At 57.3% G+C, this 22,082-nt stretch carries 19 protein-coding genes and 2 tRNA genes; 1 reads left to right on the forward strand and 20 read right to left on the reverse strand.

All coding sequences use genetic code 11. From position 1 onward, the window contains the following. The 16 genes from ACFOSS_RS14390 to rlmE all read right to left on the reverse strand — a co-directional run. Positions 1 to 389: hypothetical protein (locus ACFOSS_RS14390; protein WP_377153745.1), on the reverse strand; the 389-nt coding region annotated here is incomplete at its 3' end. Next, positions 386 to 2,005 (reverse strand): serine protease, encoded by a 1,620-nt coding sequence (locus ACFOSS_RS14395; protein ID WP_377153748.1) that lies wholly within the window; start codon positions 2,003 to 2,005, stop codon positions 386 to 388. The genes ACFOSS_RS14395 and ACFOSS_RS14390, both read right to left, overlap by 4 nt. Positions 2,006 to 2,154: 149 nt before the next feature. Next, positions 2,155 to 4,329, reverse strand: coding sequence for a polyribonucleotide nucleotidyltransferase (pnp, locus tag ACFOSS_RS14400; protein WP_449301181.1), 2,175 nt, complete (start codon positions 4,327 to 4,329; stop codon positions 2,155 to 2,157). 268 nt (positions 4,330 to 4,597) lie between these two features. Further along, entirely contained in the window at positions 4,598 to 4,867 is a 270-nt protein-coding gene (rpsO, locus tag ACFOSS_RS14405) for a 30S ribosomal protein S15 (RefSeq protein WP_377153750.1), read from the reverse strand. A gap of 107 nt (positions 4,868 to 4,974) precedes the next feature. Then, positions 4,975 to 5,940: a tRNA pseudouridine(55) synthase TruB gene (gene truB, locus ACFOSS_RS14410; RefSeq protein WP_377153753.1), complete on the reverse strand. Its 966-nt coding sequence runs from the start codon at positions 5,938 to 5,940 to the stop codon at positions 4,975 to 4,977. A 2-nt stretch (positions 5,941 to 5,942) separates the two neighbouring features. After that, positions 5,943 to 6,347 (reverse strand): 30S ribosome-binding factor RbfA, encoded by a 405-nt coding sequence (gene rbfA, locus ACFOSS_RS14415; RefSeq protein WP_377153756.1) that lies wholly within the window; start codon positions 6,345 to 6,347, stop codon positions 5,943 to 5,945. A gap of 55 nt (positions 6,348 to 6,402) precedes the next feature. Next, positions 6,403 to 9,066: a translation initiation factor IF-2 gene (infB, locus tag ACFOSS_RS14420; protein ID WP_377153759.1), complete on the reverse strand. Its 2,664-nt coding sequence runs from the start codon at positions 9,064 to 9,066 to the stop codon at positions 6,403 to 6,405. A gap of 16 nt (positions 9,067 to 9,082) precedes the next feature. Next, positions 9,083 to 10,582 carry a transcription termination factor NusA gene (gene nusA / locus ACFOSS_RS14425; protein WP_377153762.1) on the reverse strand — a complete coding sequence of 500 codons (1,500 nt, stop codon included), beginning with the start codon at positions 10,580 to 10,582 and terminating at the stop codon, positions 9,083 to 9,085. Between the two features lie 14 nt (positions 10,583 to 10,596). Then, entirely contained in the window at positions 10,597 to 11,055 is a 459-nt protein-coding gene (gene rimP, locus ACFOSS_RS14430; protein WP_377153764.1) for a ribosome maturation factor RimP, read from the reverse strand. Positions 11,056 to 11,235: 180 nt separating this feature from the next. After that, positions 11,236 to 11,312 (reverse strand) — tRNA-Met (locus tag ACFOSS_RS14435). Positions 11,313 to 11,382: 70 nt separating this feature from the next. Continuing rightward, positions 11,383 to 11,467, reverse strand: a tRNA-Leu gene (locus ACFOSS_RS14440). An 8-nt stretch (positions 11,468 to 11,475) separates the two neighbouring features. Continuing rightward, positions 11,476 to 11,820, reverse strand: a complete 345-nt coding sequence (secG, locus tag ACFOSS_RS14445) for a preprotein translocase subunit SecG (protein ID WP_377153766.1) — start codon at positions 11,818 to 11,820, stop codon at positions 11,476 to 11,478. A gap of 264 nt (positions 11,821 to 12,084) precedes the next feature. Next, positions 12,085 to 13,425 carry a phosphoglucosamine mutase gene (gene glmM / locus ACFOSS_RS14450; protein ID WP_377153768.1) on the reverse strand — a complete coding sequence of 447 codons (1,341 nt, stop codon included), beginning with the start codon at positions 13,423 to 13,425 and terminating at the stop codon, positions 12,085 to 12,087. 3 nt (positions 13,426 to 13,428) lie between these two features. Then, positions 13,429 to 14,268, reverse strand: a complete 840-nt coding sequence (folP, locus tag ACFOSS_RS14455) for a dihydropteroate synthase (RefSeq protein WP_377153770.1) — start codon at positions 14,266 to 14,268, stop codon at positions 13,429 to 13,431. Between the two features lie 59 nt (positions 14,269 to 14,327). Then, on the reverse strand, positions 14,328 to 16,292 hold the full coding sequence (gene ftsH, locus ACFOSS_RS14460) for an ATP-dependent zinc metalloprotease FtsH (RefSeq protein ID WP_377153772.1): 1,965 nt from the start codon (positions 16,290 to 16,292) through the stop codon (positions 14,328 to 14,330). Between the two features lie 45 nt (positions 16,293 to 16,337). Beyond that, a complete protein-coding gene (gene rlmE, locus ACFOSS_RS14465; RefSeq protein WP_377153774.1) occupies positions 16,338 to 16,967 on the reverse strand; it encodes a 23S rRNA (uridine(2552)-2'-O)-methyltransferase RlmE in 630 nt (209 codons plus the stop codon). A 95-nt stretch (positions 16,968 to 17,062) separates the two neighbouring features. Between rlmE and yhbY the strand changes: the two genes are divergently transcribed. Next, positions 17,063 to 17,362: a ribosome assembly RNA-binding protein YhbY gene (gene yhbY / locus ACFOSS_RS14470; RefSeq protein WP_377153776.1), complete on the forward strand. Its 300-nt coding sequence runs from the start codon at positions 17,063 to 17,065 to the stop codon at positions 17,360 to 17,362. A gap of 43 nt (positions 17,363 to 17,405) precedes the next feature. Here yhbY and greA read toward each other — a convergent pair whose 3' ends face one another. From greA to grpE, 4 genes are all read right to left on the reverse strand, one after another. Continuing rightward, positions 17,406 to 17,882, reverse strand: coding sequence for a transcription elongation factor GreA (greA, locus tag ACFOSS_RS14475; RefSeq protein ID WP_377153778.1), 477 nt, complete (start codon positions 17,880 to 17,882; stop codon positions 17,406 to 17,408). 141 nt (positions 17,883 to 18,023) lie between these two features. Then, complete coding sequence (dnaJ, locus tag ACFOSS_RS14480; RefSeq protein WP_377153780.1) at positions 18,024 to 19,145, reverse strand: molecular chaperone DnaJ; 1,122 nt, start codon at positions 19,143 to 19,145, stop codon at positions 18,024 to 18,026. Between the two features lie 85 nt (positions 19,146 to 19,230). After that, a complete protein-coding gene (gene dnaK / locus ACFOSS_RS14485) occupies positions 19,231 to 21,147 on the reverse strand; it encodes a molecular chaperone DnaK (protein ID WP_377153782.1) in 1,917 nt (638 codons plus the stop codon). A 212-nt stretch (positions 21,148 to 21,359) separates the two neighbouring features. Continuing rightward, positions 21,360 to 21,938 carry a nucleotide exchange factor GrpE gene (gene grpE, locus ACFOSS_RS14490; RefSeq protein WP_377153784.1) on the reverse strand — a complete coding sequence of 193 codons (579 nt, stop codon included), beginning with the start codon at positions 21,936 to 21,938 and terminating at the stop codon, positions 21,360 to 21,362. Between the last annotated feature and the right edge of the window lie 144 nt (positions 21,939 to 22,082).

The raw sequence follows: 22,082 nt of genomic DNA on the forward strand, positions 1-22,082 counted from the left end.
CGCGGCGGTGTCGCTGCGCCGCTGGGCGGGCTGGCTTGCAGATAGGCCGAAGCCTGCTGCAGCGGATTGGTGACCACAAAGCGGGCACCGGCCGCCAGCTCGCTACCGGCCAGCGCAAGCTGCGACCAGGGCACGGCGAACGTCAGCAGGAACGGCCGTCGCCGGCAGCGATCCGCCTGCTGGCGCGTTAACGTCAATTGCCAGCGCCCCTGCTCATCCTTGACCTGCTGCCAGTGCAGATCCTGCGGCCGGGTGCAGCCCTGGCTGCGCACCTGCACCTGCAGGCTGCTGGCACTCCACTGCAACTGGTACAGCGGCTCGGCTCCTGCCGCCTGGGCCGGCGCGCTCAGCACGCCGCCCCATACCAGCCAGAGCAGCTGACGGCTCATCGACGACGACGTCCAGCCAGGCCGAATGCCAGCAAGGCCAGCAGGCCTGCCCCCGCGGCACCGCCACCCGAGCTGCTGCTATCGGTATCGCCGCCACCAGACGAACCATCATCGCTACCGCCATCGCTGGCCACCACACTGATGTTTGCTACCTGGGCTTCGCCGATGGCTAACGAATAGGAGGGCTTGGCAAAATACCAGGTGACCAGATGCTGGCCGCTCGGGATGGTCAGTGACGTGCTGTCATAGACGTTATTGCGCGCCTTCGCCTTTGCCGTGTCATCAACAAAGGCATACAGCCCCATGTAGCTGTCACCGTTGTTCACGCGCCACTGGAAGCTGACCGTCGCCGGCCCGTCGACAATGGTCTGCAGGACAGAGGTGGAGCCGGTTGCTCCCTTGCCGGCCACCATCGGCAGTATGCTGTTGCTCAGGTTGCCATCGCTCCAGGGGGAGCTGCCGCCGTTATACATCGCCTGGGTCGTCGGCGAGACCGGAGTCGTCAATGTCGACGGCGCCAGGATGGTGGCAGCAACGCGGGTTTCCAGCGTCGTCAGCTCGCCGCTGCTGTGCAGGGTCAGATAATCCAGCTTGTCGCCGGCACTGCTGCCCTCGACGGTCAGCGCGATATCACAGCTGGCACCAGCCGCCAGCGGTGCTTGCAGACAGGCGCTGGCATCGACAGCCACATCGGCATCTTCGATGCCGACACTGGTGATCGTCGCCGCCGTACTGCCACGGTTGGTGACGGCGACGGTGGCATCGGCCGCATAACCGACCGGTAACCAGTTCATTTCAACCCGGGTGTCCATCGACAGTTGTTGCTGATGCTGGTTCAGCCAGGGGTGATAGTTGGACAGACGGGTATAGATCCCCGGATACCCAGGTTCGGCACACCCCTCACCGAAGCTGACGATGCCGACCTGGCTGGCGCTGCTGTCGCTGCCGAGCACGATGGGGCCACCGGAGTCACCCTGACAGCTGTCCTTGCCCCCGGTCTCGATATAACCGGCACACAGCATATTGTCGGTCACCACGGTGCCATTCGATTCATACGCCTGGGCACAGATATCCTGATTCACCAGCGGCACCTCGACCTCCTGCAAGCGGGTCGGATAGCTATCACCCGTGGTGCTGGTGTTGCCCCAGCCCATGGTGGTCAGCAAGGTATCGTCGACGATAGTGCTCATGGCCGCGGAGGAGATCAGGCTGACCGCATCGCTATTGATGGCGGATGAGAGGTGCAGCAGGGCAATGTCGTTGTCCATGCTGTTGCCGTCGTAACGTGGATGGACCAGGATCTGATCCGGGTTACCCAGCGTGCCCGCCGTGCTGGTAGAAGACAAATCATAGCCACCCACGCGCACCACCAGACTGGATGCCGTCTCGTCAACCAGACAGTGAGCCGCCGTCAGAACCCACTGCGGAGCAATCAGGGTACCACCGCAGAAGTGGCCCCAATAGGGTGTGACGGCCCCTTTCGTCTCGATGCTGACGATCCATGGCCAGGTCCCGGCGGCAGAATCTTCGCCGCCGATGATCCGGGTGGAGGCGGCTTCGGCCAGCGGACCGGCCAGAATCAGTGACACCGCAAGGCAAGCTTTGTGCAAACGCATAAATGAACATCCTTATTGTTGTTGTCGAACCGGGGCACGGCCCCGTCTGTGCTTCCGGCCTATTCTGACTGAGCGCTGTCTTGGCAACCAGTTGGCAGACATAAAAAAACCCGCCAGAAGGCGGGTTTTTATCACAATTTTACGTCAGCTCAGGCTTCGGTCTGCTCGGCAGGAGCGGCATCATCGGCCAGCGGGGCGTCGACAGCAGCGGTTTCAACCGGCGCTGCAGTTTCACCCAGCTCGTCACGCTTGGCTTCCTTGATGGACAGACGGACGCGGCCTTGACGATCCACTTCCAGCACCTTGGCACGCACCACGTCACCTACCTTCAGGTAGTCGGAAACATCCTTGACGCGCTCGTCGGTGATCTGGGAGATGTGAACCAGACCGTCCTTGCCCGGCAGAATGTTGACGAAAGCACCGAAATCGGCCAGACGTGCAACCTTACCTTCGTAGATACGACCGACTTCCACTTCGGCAGTCAGTGCTTCGATACGACGGATGGCTTCCTTGGCAGCTTCACCATCCACGGCAGCAATCTTGACGGTACCGTCGTCTTCCAGCTCGATGGTGGTGCCGGTCTCTTCGGTCAGCGCACGGATCACGGAGCCACCCTTACCGATGACGTCCTTGATCTTCTCCGGGTTGATCTTGATGACGTGGATACGCGGCGCGAAATCGGAGATCTCGGAGCGCGGTGCGGCAATCGCCTCATCCATCACCTTCAGGATGTGCAGACGTGCATCACGCGCCTGCTTCAGCGCGATCTGCATGATTTCCTTGGTGATGCCTTCGATCTTGATATCCATCTGCAGGGCGGTAACACCCTCGGAGGTACCGGCCACCTTGAAGTCCATGTCGCCGAGGTGATCTTCATCACCCAGGATGTCAGACAGCACGACGAAGCTGTCGCCTTCCTTGACCAGACCCATGGCGATACCGGCAACAGAGGCCTTGATCGGTACGCCGGCATCCATCAGCGCCAGTGAGGAGCCACAGACAGAAGCCATGGAAGAAGAGCCGTTGGATTCGGTGATTTCAGAGACCACACGCACTGTGTACGGGAACTCTTCCGCACTCGGCATGACAGCCAGAACACCGCGCTTGGCCAGACGACCGTGACCGATTTCACGGCGCTTCGGAGAACCAACCATGCCCGTTTCACCGACGCAATACGGCGGGAAGTTGTAGTGCAGCATGAAGCGGTCGGTACGCTCGCCAGCCAGTTCGTCCAGGTTCTGCGCATCACGCTCGGTACCCAGGGTACAGGCTACCAGCGCCTGAGTTTCACCACGGGTAAACAGTGCAGAACCGTGCACACGCGGCAGCAGACCGGTACCCATGGACAGGGCACGGACCATTTGCGGGTTACGACCGTCGATACGCGGCTCGCCACGCAGTACGCGGCCACGCACGATCTCGCTCTCCAGCGCATGGAACATCTCGCCAACCAGCTTGGCATCTTGAGTTTCGTCTTCAGCGACGATCTGCTCGACCACCTTCTGCTTCAGCGCAGCGATGGTTTCGTAACGTACCGCCTTCTCGGTGATGCGATAGGCTTCACCCAGCTCGGCAGTTGCCAGCTCGGCAATCTTGTTCTTGAGAGCGGTATTCACCGCCGGAGCCTGCCAATCCCACGCCTTGGTACCGACTTCAGCGGCAAACTCGTTGATGGCTTGAATGGCGGTCTGCATCTGTTCGTGACCGTAGACAACCGCGCCCAGCATGGTCTCTTCGGAGAGGATCTTGGCTTCGGATTCAACCATCAGAACGGCAGCTTCGGTACCGGCAACAACCAGGTCCAGATCGCTGTGCTTGGTTTCGTTGTTGGTCGGGTTCAGTACGTATTGGCCATTGATGTAACCGACGCGGGCCGCGCCGATAGGACCATTGAACGGAATGCCGGAGATGGCCAGCGCCGCAGACGCACCCAGGATGGCAATGATGTCAGTCGGAACCTGTGGGTTCGCGGAAACAACGGTCGCGATCACCTGAACTTCATTGAGGAAACCTTCCGGGAACAACGGACGGATTGGGCGGTCAATCAGGCGGGAGATCAGCGTTTCTGATTCACTCGGGCGACCTTCGCGCTTGAAGAAGCCACCTGGAATACGGCCAGCCGCATAGGTACGCTCCTGATAGTTGACGGTCAGCGGGAAGAAGTCACGACCAGGAACAGCCTCTTTCTTACCTACAACGGTAACGAAGACTGCGGTGTCGTCCATGCTGGCCATGACGGCGCCAGTCGCCTGACGTGCCATGACGCCAGTTTCGAGAGTTACGGTGTGTTGACCGTATTGGAAGGTTTTTACAATAGGATTCACGTGAATTTCCTTTATCTGTTTGGGTCGCTAATTTCGCGGCAGATTATATCTGAAGATCGGCACAAACGGTAATAACCGTCTTGTGACTCGACGAATTCCGCTGCATTCCAGATGTTGCATCACAAAATGGCGGCCCCAATGCGTAGCCGCGCGTCACCGGCCAACCGCCAGGGGGAACGCAACCACAAGAAATGCGAGTAACAAAAGAGAATAAAAAGAGAATAAAAAAAGGAGGCTTGCGCCTCCTTCTTTAAAAACCGTGTGTCGATTAGCGACGCAGACCCAGCTTCTGGATCAGAGCGACGTAACGAGCATCGTCCTTACGCTTCAGGTAGTCCAGCAGCTTGCGACGCTGGGAAACCATGCGCAGCAGACCACGACGGCCGTGGTGGTCCTTGGAGTGAACTTCGAAGTGACCTTGCAGATGGTTGATCTGGGCAGTCAGCAGGGCAACTTGCACTTCCGGTGAGCCAGTGTCGTTAGCACCACGAGCGTTGTCAGCAACGATTTGCGCCTTGATTTCAGCATTTAGTGACATAATGTTTCTCCAGTTTGAGTGATTCCCCGCCGATCACTAATTCAGCGAGGAAATGGGACGCGGCATTCTGTCACAGCCGCCCCCGGGTCGCAACTTTTTCGACGTCGTTACTCGTCGTTATCGTCCGGCTCTCCGCCAATACGCACCAGGCGTCGCGGCGCTACCTTGCCATCGTCGTCAATCTCGCCAACGCCGATAAACAGCGGCTCGGCACCGACCGTCATGCGGACATGGCCATCGCGCGGTGCATTGGCCACCTGTACCGCCTGGCCCTGCAGCACATAGCTGGCGACCACTTCGGACATATTGACCTCCGGCAGCTCGGCAACGGCGGTGTCCATCGGCAACAGCAGCGGGTCCAACGCCTCACGCGGGGGACGCCCTTCCGCCTTGCACGTCTCGAACAGTGACTGCAACTGCTCCAGCGTCACGGTGCGCTCTGCCGGATAACGCGCCACCTGGCTGCGATGCAGCTGGGTAACGTGAGCACCACAGCCGAGCAGTTCGCCGAGGTCGTCGATGATGGTACGGATGTAGGTCCCCTTGGAGCAGTGGATATCCAGCACCAGCTTGTCACCGCTGAACTCCAGCAGATTCAATTCATAGACAGTGATCGGGCGCGCCTCGCGCTCGACCTCAATGCCTTCACGCGCGTATTCATACAGCGGCTTGCCTTGATGCTTCAGTGCCGAGAACATGGATGGCACCTGCAGGCTGTCGCCGCGAAACCGCGCCAGCGCCTGCTGCAGCTGGCTATCCGTGACCACAACCGGGCGGGTGCTGATGACGGTACCATCGGCGTCGCTGGTATTGGTGCGCTCGCCAAGTTTGGCGGTGACCTGATAACGCTTGTCCGCATCGAGCAAGAATTGGGAGAACTTGGTAGCCTCGCCCAGGCAGATCGGCAGCATGCCAGTCGCGAGCGGATCGAGCGCACCGGTATGTCCGGCCTTGGCCGCATTATAGATACGCTTGACTTGCTGCAGGGCATCATTCGAGGTGATGCCGGAAGGTTTGTGCAACAGCAGGATGCCGTGCACATCACGGCCTTTGAAACGACGTCGTCGAGACATCTTTAGTCTTTTGCCTCCTCGCCCATGGAGTCATCGGCCTGCTGGCGGGCCTCATCCTGACGAATAGTATTGGTTACCAGGTTGGAGATTCGCATCCCCTCAACCAGCGTCTTGTCATAGGCGAAGCGCAGCTCGGGCACGACACGCAACTGCATGGCCTTGCCCAGCAGCAGACGGATATAGCCAGAGGCCTCGCTCAAGCCCTTGAGTCCGGTTTCGATGCTCTCGGCATCGTTGTTCAGGAAGGTCACATAGATTCGCGCATGTTGCAAATCACCGGACACATCCACGTCAGAGACCGTCACCATGCCAATGCGCGGATCCTTGATCTCACGCTGCAGTATCATCGCCACTTCGCGCTGCATCTGCTGGGCCACGCGACGGGCGCGACTGAATTCTTTTGCCATTCTACTCTCCAGAATAATCAGGGGGGCCGAAGCCCCCCTGATTCAGGGTCGGATATTACAGCGTACGCTGCACTTCCACCACTTCGTAAACTTCAATCTGGTCACCGACACGCACGTCGTTGTAGTTCTTAACGGCGATACCACACTCGTAACCATTCTTGACTTCGGCCACGTCATCCTTGAAGCGACGCAGGGATTCCAGTTCGCCTTCATAGATTACGACGTTGTCGCGCAGAACACGAATCGGATTGCTGCGCTTGACGGTCCCTTCGGTCACCATACAGCCGGCGACAGCGCCAAACTTCGGTGACTTGAACACATCCCGCACTTCAGCCAGACCGATGATCTGCTGCTTGAACTCAGGCGCCAGCATACCGGTCATCGCCTGCTTCACTTCGTCAATCAGATCATAGATGACGGAGTAGTAACGCAGGTCGATGTTTTCGGAATCGATCACGCGGCGTGCAGAGCCATCGGCACGCACGTTGAAGCCAAGGATGATGGCGTTAGACGCAGCCGCCAGGCTGGCGTCGGTTTCGGTGATACCACCGACACCGGAACCGATGATCTTGACCTTGACCTCTTCGGTAGACAGCTTGAGCAGCGAGTCGCAGATGGCTTCGACAGACCCCTGAACGTCGGCCTTCAGTACCACGTTCAATTCGGACACTTCGCCTTCGCCCATGGAAGAGAACATGTTCTCCAGCTTGGCCTTCTGCTGGCGTGCCAGCTTGACTTCGCGGAACTTGCCTTGACGATACAGCGCCACTTCACGGGCCTTCTTCTCGTCACGGACCACCGTAGCCTCATCGCCTGCGGCAGGAACACCGGACAAGCCGAGAATTTCAACCGGAATGGACGGACCTGCTTCCTTGACTTCACGACCCAGCTCATCGCGCATGGCGCGCACACGGCCATATTCAAAACCGCACAGTACGATGTCGCCTTGGCGCAAGGTACCTTCCTGAACCAGAACGGTCGCAACCGGACCGCGTCCCTTGTCGAGACGGGATTCGATGACGACACCGCTGGCCATGGCATCACGCACGGCAGTCAGTTCCAGTACTTCAGATTGCAGCAGGATGGCGTTCAGCAGATCATCGATCCCTTCGCCGGTCTTGGCTGAAACCTTGACGAACTGATGCTCACCACCGAGGTCTTCGGCAACGACACCGTAACGAGTCAATTCGGTCATGACGCGCATCGGCTCGGCAGTTGGCTTGTCCACCTTGGTCACAGCGACAACCAGCGGCACATTACCGGCGGTGGCGTGCTGGATCGCTTCGATGGTCTGCGGCATGACACCATCGTCAGCTGCCACAACCAGGACCACGATATCGGTAGCCTTGGCACCACGAGCACGCATCGCGGTAAACGCGGCGTGGCCCGGGGTATCCAGGAAGGTGATCATGCCGTTGTCGGTTTCGACGTGGTATGCACCGATATGCTGGGTAATACCACCGGCTTCGCCTGCGGCAACCTTGGCCTTACGAATGTAGTCCAGCAGCGAGGTCTTACCGTGGTCGACGTGACCCATGATGGTTACAACCGGCGCACGAGACTCGACCTGGGTGGTAGAGTCACGATCTTGCATGACCGCTTCTTCCAGTTCGTTCTCACGGCGCAGGATGACCTTGTGGCCCATCTCTTCGGCAACCAGCTGTGCTGTTTCCTGGTCGATAACCTGGTTGATGGTGGCCATGGCCCCCATCTTCATCATCACCTTGATGACCTCGACACCCTTGACGGCCATCTTGGCAGCCAGGTCGCCGACCGTGATGGTTTCACCGATCACGACATCGCGGGATACCGGCTGAGCCGGCTTGTTGAAACCGTGTTGAATCGAGCTCTTGCTACGCTTGCCCTTACGCTGGCGAGCACCACGCTCTTCGCGATCGTCGTCTTCACGGCTCTTGGCCTTCTTGACGCCACCACGGCGGCGATTGCGTGCTTCTTCCTCGCGCTCGCGTTGTGCTTCTGCTTCTTTGACGTAGCTGGAGGTATTGCCGGCGTCGTCGTCGTTCTCTTCTGCCTTACGACGAGCCGCTTCTTCCTCGGCCCAACGGGCACTGTTCTCTTCAGCCAGGCGCTTGGCTTCTTCAGCGACACGTGCAGCTTCTTGCTCGGCCTTGCGGCGAGCCTCTTGCTCTTGCTGACGTTTCAGCGCCTCTTCTTCACGCTTGGCCATCTCTTCTGCCTCTTGGCGAGCCTTTCGTTGTGCGTCGGTTTCGTTGCTCTGGACCTGATTCACCTTGCGCGCCTTCTCGCGCGCTTCGGCCTCGGCCTTCGCCTTGGCCTCTGCATCGGCACGGGCCTGGGCCTCCGCCTTGGCACGGGCTTCGGCTTCTGCCTTCAGACGAGCTTCCTCAGCCTCACGCTGAGCCTGTTCTTCAGCTTGACGCGCCTCTTCCTCGGCGGCCGTACGGCGCACATAGGTCTTTGATTTGCGTACTTCAACCTGAACAGACTTGTTCTTACCACCTGCGCCCTGAACACTCAAGGTGCTTTTAGTTTTGCGCTGAAGGGTCATGCGCTTCGGCTCAGCGTCATCTGCGCCACCATGCTGCCGCTTCAGATGCGTCAGCAGGGTTTGCTTTTCCTCTTCTGAAACCATGTCGTTTACTGCCTTGCTGATGCCGGCATCTGTAAACTGTTGAAGAAGACGCTCAACCGATGTGTCAATATCGTTGGCAAGTTGTGTTACGGATACTTCTGCCATTCAAAACCTCCGCAGTTTATTCGGCCTGCTCACCGAACCAGCAGATATTGCGGGCAGCCATGATGAGTTGGCCCGCTTTCTCTTCAGTCATTCCATCGATCCCCATCAGATCGTCGATGCCCTGCTCCGCCAAATCCTCCAGCGTGCCGATACCCCGCGCTGCCAGCATATAAGCCAGTTCACGACCGATACCCTTGAGGCCCAGCAGGTCATCGGAAGGCTCAACACCTTCAAAAGACTCTTCTTTAGCCAGTGCGCGAGTGGTCAGCGCCTGCTTGGCACGCGCCCGCAACTCTTCCACCATCTCTTCATCCAGACCGTCGATGGACATCAGCTCGTTCAACGGAACGTAAGCAATTTCCTCGAGCGTGGAGAAGCCTTCGTCGACCAGGACTTCGGCGAATTCATCGTCGATATCCAGCGACTGGGTGAACAGGTTCAGGATGCGATCCTTTTCGGCCTGGTGCTTGGATTCCATCTCCTCGACGGTCATCACGTTCAGCTCCCAGCCAGTCAGCTGTGAAGCCAGACGCACGTTCTGACCATTACGGCCGATCGCCTGCGCCAGGTTGCTCGACTGCACAGCGATATCCATGGTGTGGTTGTCTTCATCAACGATGATGGAAGCCACATCGGCCGGCGCCATGGCGTTGATAACGAACTGCGCAGGATTGTCATCCCACAGCACGATATCGATGCGCTCGCCACCCAATTCACCGGACACCGCCTGGACACGTGCACCACGCATCCCCACACAGGCCCCTACCGGGTCGATACGGCGGTCATTGGTCTTGACGGCGATCTTGGCACGGGAACCCGGATCACGAGCGGCGCCCTTGATGTCGATGATCTCTTCACCAATTTCTGGCACTTCAATACGGAACAGCTCTTTCAGAAAATCCGGGTGGCTACGGCTGATAAACAGCTGTGAGCCACGGGCTTCAGGGCGCACCGCCGCCAACAGACCGCGGACACGATCACCAGGACGGAACGATTCGCGCGGCAGCATGTCTTCACGATAGAGCACGCCCTCGGCATTGCTGCCCAGGTCCAGAATGACGTTGTCACGGTTCTGCTTTTTGACCACAGCCGTGATGATGCTGCCTTCCTGATCCTTGAACTGCTCGACGACCTGAGCACGCTCGGCCTCACGCACCTTCTGCACTATGACTTGCTTTGCGGTCTGGGTCGTGATGCGGTCGAAAGTAATGGAGTCGATCTGATCCTCGATAAAACCACCGACTTCGATGCTCGGGTCTTCAACCAGTGCAGCGGCCAGCGTGATTTCACGGAAGGGATTCTCGAGTTGCCCTTCGACATCCACGACTTGCCAGCGACGATAGGTATCGAAATCACCGGTTTTGCGATCGATGCTGACGCGGACGTCGATGTCATTTTCCTGCTTCTTCTTCGTCGCGGTGGCCAATGCCGTTTCCAGCGCCTGGAAGATCTTTTCGCGGGGAACGGCCTTCTCGTTAGAGACCGCTTCTACTACGGCTAAAATCTCTTTGTTCATCTCCGACAGCCTCGTCAGTCAAAATTCGGAATCAGATTTGCCTGCTGAATATTGGCAAAGGCAACTGTCTCTTCATTACCATCAACGGACAGCAACAGGTTGTCACCCTCCACACGGCTGATGACCCCTTTGAACTTGCGGCGATTATTCACTGCGATACGCAGAGTCAGACTGAGCTGCTCGCCAATATAGCGGACATACTGTTCTGGTTTGAACAATATGCGATCCATCCCCGGGGATGACACCTCGAGGTTGTATTCGGTTGTAATCGGATCTTCAACATCCAGAATACTGCTGATCTGATGGCTGACTTCGGCACAATTTTCAACCGATATGCCATCGTCATGGTCGATATAGACACGCAGTGTGGAGTGCTTGCCAGCGCGGACAAACTCTATTCCCCACAGTTCAAAACCGAGTGCCTGGATCGGAGCTTCCAGCATCTGGTTCAGTCGTTGTTCCAACGTAGCCAAATTGACTCTCCACAAACGAAAAAAGGGCATGAAACGCCCAGTGAGATGAATCACCCCCACCGGGAGCGAATCGTAAATACAAAAAGCCCCGATTATTCAAATCGGGGCTTTCCAACCGGACCCTGATTGTCGCCTCGCGACGACCGTTCCCTGCTCATCGATAGGGAACGTGATCAAAATTGGTTGCGGGGGCCGGATTTGAACCGACGACCTTCGGGTTATGAGCCCGACGAGCTACCAGGCTGCTCCACCCCGCGTCCGAAATCGTGCGAGATTATAGTCGCTTGCATATCAGGCTTCAAGACAAGCGACTTTCACTACTAAACTTGGTGCCCAGCGCGGGACTTGAACCCGCACGCCCGGAAGCACTACCCCCTCAAGATAGCGTGTCTACCAATTCCACCAGCTGGGCAAAATCTATCAGTTTGGTACGTCTGTATCTTTCTTCTCTGCCGGTACGTCTGCAGCCGGTTTTTCAACTTGCTGCTGGGCGGCTGGGGCTGAGAGGTCGCTCCAGTTTTCTGTCGCTTTGCCGCGACCGTTACCCATGGCGCCAAGCACCAGACTAATCACAAAGAACACGGTAGCCAGAATCGCAGTGCTGCGAGTCATGAAGTTACCGGAACCGGAGGAACCAAACACAGTGTTGGAAGCACCGGCGCCAAAAGAAGCACCCATGCTTGCACCCTTACCATGCTGAACCAGTACCAACCCAATCAGAGCCAGTGCCACCAGCAGATAAACTACCAACAAAATTTCGTACATATTCACACCTTATGCTGACTTTCAGAGGTCGATGAACTACTTCACCCTGGCCAGCCAGGCATCGACAAACCCTGGGGCTCGTCAAGGGCTTTCACCCTACAACCTTCGATGCTGACATTACTCCGCATCGTCCCACAGTGACTCGCTTCGGAGCCCTGACTCGGGAGCGGGGCTAATACTAGCCACGGTGCCGACGGCTGACAAGCAGTTTTTTCCATTTCATGCCTGTTTGTGCAATTTCTCGGCAAAACAGGCACCTAGATATCAAGCAGCGCCGCAGTGACGCACTTGTTCGGCAATTTTCTCGGCCAGCGCATTCACCAACGCGGCCTCGTGCCCCTCCACCATCACCCGAATCAGGGGCTCGGTTCCGGATTTACGCAGCAGCACGCGGCCACGGCCAGCGAGCGCTTGTTCCGCTTGCTCGACCGCCTGTTGTACGGCTGGGTCAGCCAGCGGATCGACACCCCCGGCAAAACGCACATTGACCAGCGTCTGTGGAAACAGTTGCAGGCCGGCCCTGAGCTGGAGAAGACTGACGCCTGCGCGCACCACGGCCTGTAGCACTTGCAACGCTGCCACTATGCCGTCTCCGGTCGTCGCGTGATCCAGGCAGATGATATGCCCTGAATTTTCACCACCCAGACGCCAACCCAGCTCCTTTAGCATCTCCATGACATAACGATCACCCACCTTGGCGCGACAGAACGGGATCCCCAGATCCTGTAATGCTAACTCCATCGCCAGATTGGTCATCTGGGTACCCACGACACCACCTGCCAGTTTGCCGCGGCTGAGTTGATCGCGGGCAATCATGAACAAGATTTCATCGCCATCGATGACCTGCCCTGCCCCATCAACCATCATCACCCGGTCCCCATCGCCGTCAAAGGCGATGCCCAGATCCGCCTGTTCCTCACAGACTCGCTGCATCAAGGCTTCGGGATGGGTAGATCCAACATGATCGTTGATGTTCAAGCCGTTGGGCGTGCCACCGATCACCACCACCTCGGCTCCCAATTCACGAAATACCGAAGGTGCTATGTGGTACGTGGCACCATGCGCGCAGTCGAGGACGATCTTCAAACCATCGAGGCTCAACTCGCCAGGGAAGGCGCTCTTGCAGTACTCGATATAGCGCCCGGGCGCATCATCAATACGGGTCGCCTTGCCCAGTTTGGCCGATTCAACACACTCGAATGGGGCGTCCAGCTGGCGTTCAATTTCCAGTTCGACCTCGTCCGGCAGCTTGGTGCCGTCTTGCGAAAAGAACTTGATGCCGTTGTCGTAATAAGGATTGTGCGATGCGCTGATGACCACGCCCGCTTCGGCACGAAAGGCGCGGGTCAAATAGGCTACCGCCGGGGTAGGCATCGGCCCCAACAGCACCGCCTGAATGCCGGCGGCGGACAATCCTGCCTCCATGGCCGACTCCAGCATATAACCGGAGATACGCGTATCCTTGCCAATCAGCACTTTGCGCGTGCCTTGACGCGCCAGGACCTTGCCAGCAGCCCAACCTAAACGCATTACAAAATCCGGAGTGATCGGCGCCTTGCCCACCAGCCCACGTACCCCATCGGTACCAAAATACTTTCTGCTCATCGATTACTTCTCTGATGAAAATTGTTGTGCGTGACAGAATACCTTCACTGCATCGACCGTTTCCTTGACGTCATGCACGCGGATGATATGCGCCCCTTGGGAGAGCGCAAACAGTGCCGCCGCAATGCTACCGGCCAGACGCTCTTCCACCGGGCGGTTCAGCAACTGCCCTATCATGGATTTGCGTGACATGCCAACCAGCAAAGGCAGACCGAAGTGATGATAGTGCGCAAGCGCCCCCAGCAGCTGATAGTTTTGTTCCAGCGTCTTGCCAAACCCGTAACCGGGATCGAGCAACAGCTGTTCACGCCGTAGACCAGCCTGCAGACACGCCTCAACGCGAACCTGGAAAAAGTCATCGACCTCACGAATCAGATCGTCGTAGTGCGGAGCCTGCTGCATTGTTCGCGGCGCACCTTGCATATGCATCAAGCAGACCGGAACGTTGGCAGCGACGGCCGCCGCCAGCGCCCCCGGCGCTTGCAGAGCGCGGATATCATTAATCAGATGGGCACCCGCAGCCACAGAGGCGGTCATGACACTGGCTTTTGAGGAGTCGACAGAAATCCAGACATCCAGCTCCCGTGCAATGCGCTCCACCACAGGAATGACCCGGTCGAGCTCTTCCTGCTCGGAAACCTCTGCCGCGCCCGGACGTGTCGACTCGCCACCAATATCAATCAAGGTTGCCCCATGGGCAACCATCTCGGCCGCATGACGCAACGCCACATCCCGTTGCTGATAGCGGGCACCGTCAGAAAATGAGTCTGGCGTGACATTCAGTATTCCCATTACCTGCGGTTGGTCTAGACAAAGAAGCCGCCCTTTGCTCCGTAACTGCATATCAGACTCCAAAACAAAACCCCGGGCGTGCCCGGGGTCAGATCTTATGTGTTACCCACTTATTGGGACGAGGAACCGCTCTTGTCCGCGCCGCTGGTATCAGGCTCACGCGGCTCATCCTGTTGTGGCGATGACTCCGCGCTGATCTCCTCCGCGACTGGCTCTTTGGCTTCAGCCTCAGCCACCGCTGTGCTGCCGCCAGAATGATCGGCCGGCGGCCGGACATCCCGGCGAGCCATCAGATCGTCGATCTGATGAGCATCGATGGTCTCGTATTTCATCAACGCATCCTTCATGGCATGCAATATATCCATGTTCTCCATCAGGATGTGCTTGGCCCTGTCGTAGTTGCGGCTGATGACATGGCGAACCTCGGCATCAATCGCACGCGCCGTTTCATCGGACATGTGCTTGGCCTTGGCGACAGAGCGTCCGAGAAAGACTTCTCCATCCTCTTCAGCATACAGCATGGGCCCCATCTGCTCAGACATGCCCCATTGGGTCACCATCTTGCGGGCGATGTCCGTCGCGCGCTCGATGTCATTGGAGGCACCCGTCGTCATACGGTCGCGGCCATAGATGATCTCTTCTGCCAGACGCCCACCGTACAAACTGGAGATCATCGATTCCAGATACTGCTTTGAATGACTCCAGCGATCCTGCTCCGGCAGGTACATGGTCACGCCCAGGGCGCGCCCACGCGGAATAATCGACACCTTATAGACAGGGTCGTGCTCCGGCACCATACGGCCAACAATCGCGTGCCCTGCCTCGTGGTAAGCCGTCATCTCCTTCTCGCTTTCAGACATGACCATCGACTTGCGCTCGGCGCCCATCATGATTTTGTCCTTGGCGCGCTCGAATTCCAGCATACCCACCAGTCGCTTGTTACCGCGAGCAGCAAACAGCGCAGCTTCGTTGACCAGATTCGCCAGATCGGCACCCGAGAAGCCGGGGGTACCGCGCGCGATCACGGAAGCATCGACATCTTCACCGAGCGGAACCTTGCGCATATGCACCTTAAGGATCTGCTCGCGGCCACGCACATCCGGCAAACCGACCACGACCTGGCGGTCAAAACGGCCTGGACGCAACAATGCCGGGTCCAAGACATCGGGACGGTTGGTCGCAGCGATAACAATCACCGCCTCGTGACCTTCAAAACCATCCATCTCGACCAGCATCTGGTTCAGCGTCTGCTCACGCTCATCGTGACCACCACCCAGCCCGGCACCACGTTGACGACCGACGGCATCAATTTCATCGATAAAGATGATGCAAGGCGCTGACTTCTTGGCCTGCTCGAACATGTCACGCACCCGAGAAGCACCGACACCGACAAACATTTCAACGAAATCAGAACCGGAAATCGAGAAGAACGGCACCTTGGCCTCACCGGCGATGGCCTTGGCGAGCAAGGTCTTACCGGTACCCGGTTGACCGACCATCAAAATACCCTTGGGGATCTTGCCACCCAGTTTCTGGAAACGGCTAGGGTCCTTCAGGTAGTCAACCAGCTCCTTGACCTCTTCCTTCGCCTCGTCACAACCGGCGACATCGGCAAAGGTGGTCTTGATTTGATCTTCACCCATCAGGCGGGCACGGCTCTTGCCGAACGACATGGCACCCTTGCCACCACCGCCCTGCATCTGGCGCATGAAGAAAATCCAGACTCCGATCAGCAGCAGCATCGGGAACCAGGAGATGAAGATGGATCCCAGCAGGCTCGGCTCTTCCGGCTTCTCACCGATGACCTTGACGTTGTACTTCAGCAGGTCATCAATCAGCTTGCCATCTGGCATAGGAATAATGGTGGTGAACTTGTCCCCGTTCCGCTTGACACCATTGATCGTCTTGCCCTCAATGCGCACCTCCCGGATCTGTTCCTGAGATACTTCGCGGACAAACGTGGTGTAGTCTAGTTGGCGGCCGCTGCTGTCACCGGGACTGAAGCTCTGGAACAGAGACATCAGCACGACGGCAATCACCAGCCACAGAATCAGGTTTTTCGCCATATCACTCAAATCATTAACCTCGCTTTGTGATGGCCCGGATACATCGTCAGGTTACTACAGTTTAAAACCTGTAGCTACAATGTAGACTTCCCGTGAACGTGAACGGGAAGAGTCTGGTTTACGCACCTTGACGACCTTGAACAACTCGCGCACAGCCTTGAGATACTCTTCCGAACCGACGCCCTGGAACACCTTGACGACAAAGCTGCCATCGCTGGCCAGCACATCGCGACACATCTCAAGCGCCAGTTCGACCAGATACATGGCTCTTGGCTGATCGACAGCCGGAGTCCCCGACATGTTAGGCGCCATATCCGATAGCACCACGTCGACTTTGCTATCCCCGACCCGCTCGAGCAGTGCACTGAGCACCGCCTCTTCGCGGAAGTCGCCTTGCAGGAAGTCAACACCGACAATGGGATCCATTGGCAGAATATCACAGGCGATGACACGCCCTTTATCCCCGACCACCTCGGCCGCATACTGCGACCAGCCGCCCGGCGCCGCACCGAGGTCCACGACTGTCATGCTAGGGCGGATCAGACGATCGCGCTGTTGAATCTCTTCGATCTTGAAAACCGCACGGGAGCGCAAACCCAGTTTTTGCGCTTTTTGTACGTACTGATCATCGAAGTGTTCTTTCAACCAGCGAGTGGAACTGGCCGAACGTTTTTTCTTACTCATGTGAATTACAACTCTCGGCTGAAAGCCTATTAGTATTAGTCTGCATATGGGGGTAGAATACGCCCCTTTCAACACTGACCAACGAAGAAAGCGCCATGAATCTGACGACCAAACAGAAGCAGTACCTCAAGGGTATCGCTCACAGCCTCAAACCGGTAGTCCTGCTCGGTCAGCACGGTCTGACCGAAGGGGTACTGGCCGAGATCGACGCCGCCCTGGCCCACCATGAACTGATTAAGGTCAAGGTAGCTGCGGAAGATCGCGAAACCAAACAGCTGATCGTCGATGCGATTGTACGTGAGACCTCAGCCAGCCAAGTACAGCTGATGGGTAATGTTCTGACCCTGTTCCGTCAGGCCGAAGAGAGCAAATTCAGCCTGCCGCGCAGCAAGTAAGGTCTCCGTATAGAGAACGGGGCTTGCCCCGCTCTCTAGCTTGTTACAGATATTCGACTTCTAGGATCTCGTATTCGACCTCTCCGGCCGGTGTCCGGATCACTACTACGTCATCCGCCTCTTTACCGATCAAACCACGGGCTATCGGTGAATTGACCGAAATCAGCCCTTCTTTGATATCCGCCTCATCATCGCCAACGATACGGTAGCGGATCTCCTCTTCGGTATCGCATTTGAGCAGCGCCACGGTGGCGCCGAAAATCACCCGGCCGTTATTCGGTAACTTGGTGACATCGATGATCTGCGCCTGTGACAGTTTGCCTTCGATATCCTGAATGCGCCCTTCACAAAAACCTTGCTGTTCACGCGCAGCATGATATTCGGCATTTTCCTTCAGATCGCCGTGCTCACGCGCTTCGGCAATCGCTTCAATAATACGTGGACGCAGCTGGTTCTTCAGGTAGTCCAGTTCTTCACGCAGCTTCTCTGCGCCACGGATCGTCATTGGGGTCTGACTCATGATTAACCCTTTCTTACAATGGCTGGTTCCGAAAAAACAAAAGCCTGCCCGGGAAGCCCCAGGCAGACGTTCATAATGTGGTTGCTCAGGCCGCATTCTAATATGAATGCGTCAGCAGATCACCACTCAATCAAGCACGCATTAACTGGTCAGATCGTCAAAGAAGCGTTTGACGCCATCAAAAAAACCCTGTGCCTTCGGCTTGTGCAGCTTGGTCTCTGCGCCATTCAGGGAGTCTTCTAGCTGCCGGAGCAGATCTTTTTGCTCCTCGCTGAGATTGACCGGTGTCTCAACCACTGCCTTGCAGATCAGATCCCCCTCGACACCGGAGCGCAGTGAGCGAACACCTTTGCCGCGCATGCGGAACATGCGTCCCGTCTGGGTCTCGGCCGGAATTTTCAACATCACCCTGCCTTCCAGCGTCGGGACCTCGACTTCACCGCCCAACGCCGCGGAGGTGAAGCTAATCGGCACCTCGCAGTAGAGATTGTTGCCATCACGGACAAAGATCGGGTGTTCCTTGACATGCACCTGCACGTAGAGATCGCCAGCCGGCGCACCAAACTCACCCGCCTCGCCCTCACCTGCCAAACGGATGCGATCGCCGGTATCGACACCCGCGGGTATCTTGACGTTCAGCGTTTTGGTCTTCTGATAACGCCCTTCGCCATGACACTTACGGCATGGATCCTTGATGATCTTGCCCTTGCCGCGGCAATGCGGACATGCCTGACTGACGGCAAAGAAGCCCTGCCGCATCTGCACCTGCCCCGTGCCATGACATGTCGGACATGTCTGTGGCTGACTACCGGCCTTGGCGCCTGAACCATGGCACTCGTCACAGCCCACCAGGGTCGGAACCTTGATCTCTTTGCTCACACCACGGACCGCTTCTTCCAGCGTCAACTCCATGTTGTAGCGCAGATCGGCGCCACGGGCCGCACGCTGCTGACGGCGTCCACCACCAAAAATATCACCAAACACATCGCCAAAGATGTCACCGAAGTCGGCACCACCCGCGCCGGCACCCATGCTCGGATCGACCCCCGCATGGCCATAGCGATCATAGGCGGCACGCTTTTGTTCATCGGTCAGGATTTCATACGCCTCCTTGACCTCCTTGAACTTCTCTTCCGCCTGCGGATCTTCGCGGTTGCGATCCGGGTGATACTTCATCGCCAAGCGCTTGTAGGCCTTCTTGATCTCGCGATCGTCGGCGCTGCGTTCCACACCCAGTACTTCGTAATAGTCGCGTTTTGACATCTGTTCCTGAATCCTGCCAGTTGGATAGACAGACGGGCGTTGGTTGCCCAACGCCCGTTTCCGGTTACCGGACTAGCGGCAACAATTACTTCTTGTCGTCTTTGACTTCTTCAAATTCGGCATCGACCACATCATCCTGCGGTTGGGCCTGTTGCTGCCCCGCCTCGGCTTGCCCTTGCGGCTGACCCTGTTGCTGTGCCAGCTCCAGCAGTTTCTGTGCTGCGGTCATCAGCGCCTGTTGCTTGGCTTCGATAGCCGCCTTGTCGTCACCCTTCAGCGCCTCTTCCAGGGACTTGATGGCGTCGTCAATCTTGCTCTTCTCATCCGCAGGCAAGGCATCGCCGGCATCCGTCATCTGCTTGCGAGTCGCGTGGATCAACGCATCGGCCTGGTTGCGAGCCTGAACCAGCTCTTCGAACTTCTTGTCTTCGGCAGCGTTGGCTTCGGCTTCGCGTACCATGCGCTCGATTTCTGCATCGGACAGACCAGAAGAGGCCTGGATGGTGATCTTCTGTTCCTTGCCCGTATCCTTGTCCTTGGCGGACACGTGCAGAATACCGTCGGCATCGATATCAAACGTCACCTCGATCTGTGGCAGACCGCGTGGCGCCGGACGGATACCTTCCAGATTAAACTGGCCCAGTGACTTGTTGTCAGGGGCGCGCTTGCGCTCACCTTGCAACACATGAATGGTCACTGCGGACTGATTGTCATCGGCAGTAGAGAAGACCTGGGACTTCTTGGTCGGAATCGTGGTGTTCTTCTCGATCAACGCAGTCATCACGCCACCCATGGTTTCGATCCCCAGAGACAGCGGAGTCACGTCCAGCAACAGCACGTCATGCTTCTCGCCAGCCAACACGCCACCCTGGATCGCAGCACCCATGGCCACCGCTTCGTCTGGATTCACATCCTTACGCGGTTCCTTGCCGAAGAAATCTGCCACTGCCTTCTGCACCATCGGCATCCGGGTCTGGCCACCGACCAGAATAACGTCGTCGATTTCGGACACCGACAGACCTGCATCCTGCAGCGCGACACGAACCGGCTCCAGCGAATTCTTGACCATGTCTTCAACCAGGGACTCCAGCTTGGAGCGGGTCACCTTGATGTTCATGTGCTTCGGCCCGGTCTGGTCAGCCGTGATGTACGGCAGATTGACATCGGTCTGCTGCGCAGAAGAGAGCTCGATCTTGGCCTTTTCTGCCGCTTCCTTCAGACGTTGCAGCGCCAGCATGTCATTGCGCAGGTCGATACCTTGCTCACGCTTGAATTCGTCAACCAGATAGTTGATCAGACGGTTGTCAAAGTCTTCACCCCCCAGGTGGGTGTTACCGTTGGTGGCCAACACTTCGAAGGTCTTCTCACCATCCATCTCATCGATCTCGATGATGGAGATGTCAAAGGTACCACCACCCAGGTCATATACCGCAATCTTGCGCTCGCCCTGAACCTTGTTCACGCCATAGGCAAATGCGGCGGCAGTCGGCTCGTTGATAATGCGCTTGACTTCCAGACCGGCAATGCGGCCGGCATCCTTGGTTGCCTGACGCTGTGCATCGTTAAAGTAGGCTGGCACCGTGATAACGGCTTCCGTCACCGGCTCGCCGAGGAAATCCTCGGCGGTTTTCTTCATCTTCTTCAGCACTTCGGCAGAGATTTGCGGCGGTGCCATCTTCTTGCCTTTAACCTCAACCCACGCATCGCCATTGTCAGCGCGGCTGATGCCATACGGCATGATCTTCAGATCGCGTTGTACTTCTTCGTCTTCAAAACGACGACCAATCAAACGCTTGATGGCGAACAGGGTATTGCGCGGATTGGTCACCGCCTGACGCTTGGCCGGCTGGCCAACCAGAATTTCACCATCATCGGCATAGGCGATGATGGACGGCGTGGTGCGATCGCCTTCAGCGTTTTCGATAACGCGAGCATGATCGCCATCCAGAATGGCTACACAGGAGTTGGTGGTGCCGAGGTCAATACCAATGATCTTACCCATTTTTACTCTCCGAAAATCTGCAATCTAACTTGCTTCAAACCTGTTATGGCTACGAAATGGGGTCAGGGTTTGCGCTTTTCAAGCCCCAAGATGCAGCGGCATCCTCTCTTCCCCATCGGCCTTGGCTTGTATATGTGGACGGCAACAGTGCTCTTCAAGGGGGCATTTAAAAAAACCCACCAGCTAAGGGTGGGTTTTTCATGCCATCAGGCTCAGGCTGACGTATTAACACTTGGCGCGCGCGCCACCATCACCATGGCCGGACGGATGACACGGCCATTGAGCTCGTAACCCTTTTGCATGACGGCCAGGACGGTATTCGGCGCCACATCCGGGTTCTCAATCATGCTCATCGCCTGATGTTTGTTTGGATCGAACGGCGTACCTTGCGGGTCGATAACCTCGACGCCGAACTTGCTGACCGTGGCCAGCATAGAACGCAGTGTCAACTCCACACCCTCCAGGGTCGGCTTCAACTGCTCGTTGTCACGGTCCGACAGCTCGAGCGCTCGCTCCAGACTGTCAATCACGGGTAACAGATCGCCAGCAAACTTCTCGAGGGCAAACTTGTGTGCCTTTTCTACATCCTGAGCGGCCCGGCGACGCAGGTTTTCCATCTCAGCCGCGATACGCAAGGCCCGATCCTTCTCTTCCTGCACCGCAGCTTCAGCTTGTTCCAGCTTTTGCTGCAATACCGTCAGTTCACCCTCGACGTCCGTAATCTGGCTTTCCAGCTCGGCTTCGTTGATTGGCTCCTGGGCTTGATCCATCGGTTGATCCTGGTTGCTCATGACATCTCCAACATTCGTTGCTTATTACGTGTGGCCCTATTATGGGGGCGCCGGCTCGCCTTTCAAGGTCTCTCGGGTCAGATGGTGCGACACCTGGCGCCGGTGCGGTTTCGCAGTATACTGGGCCATTACGGTTTGCGGCGG

The organism is Pseudaeromonas sharmana (assembly GCF_042649925.1).
GTDB lineage: Bacteria > Pseudomonadota > Gammaproteobacteria > Enterobacterales > Aeromonadaceae > Pseudaeromonas > Pseudaeromonas sharmana.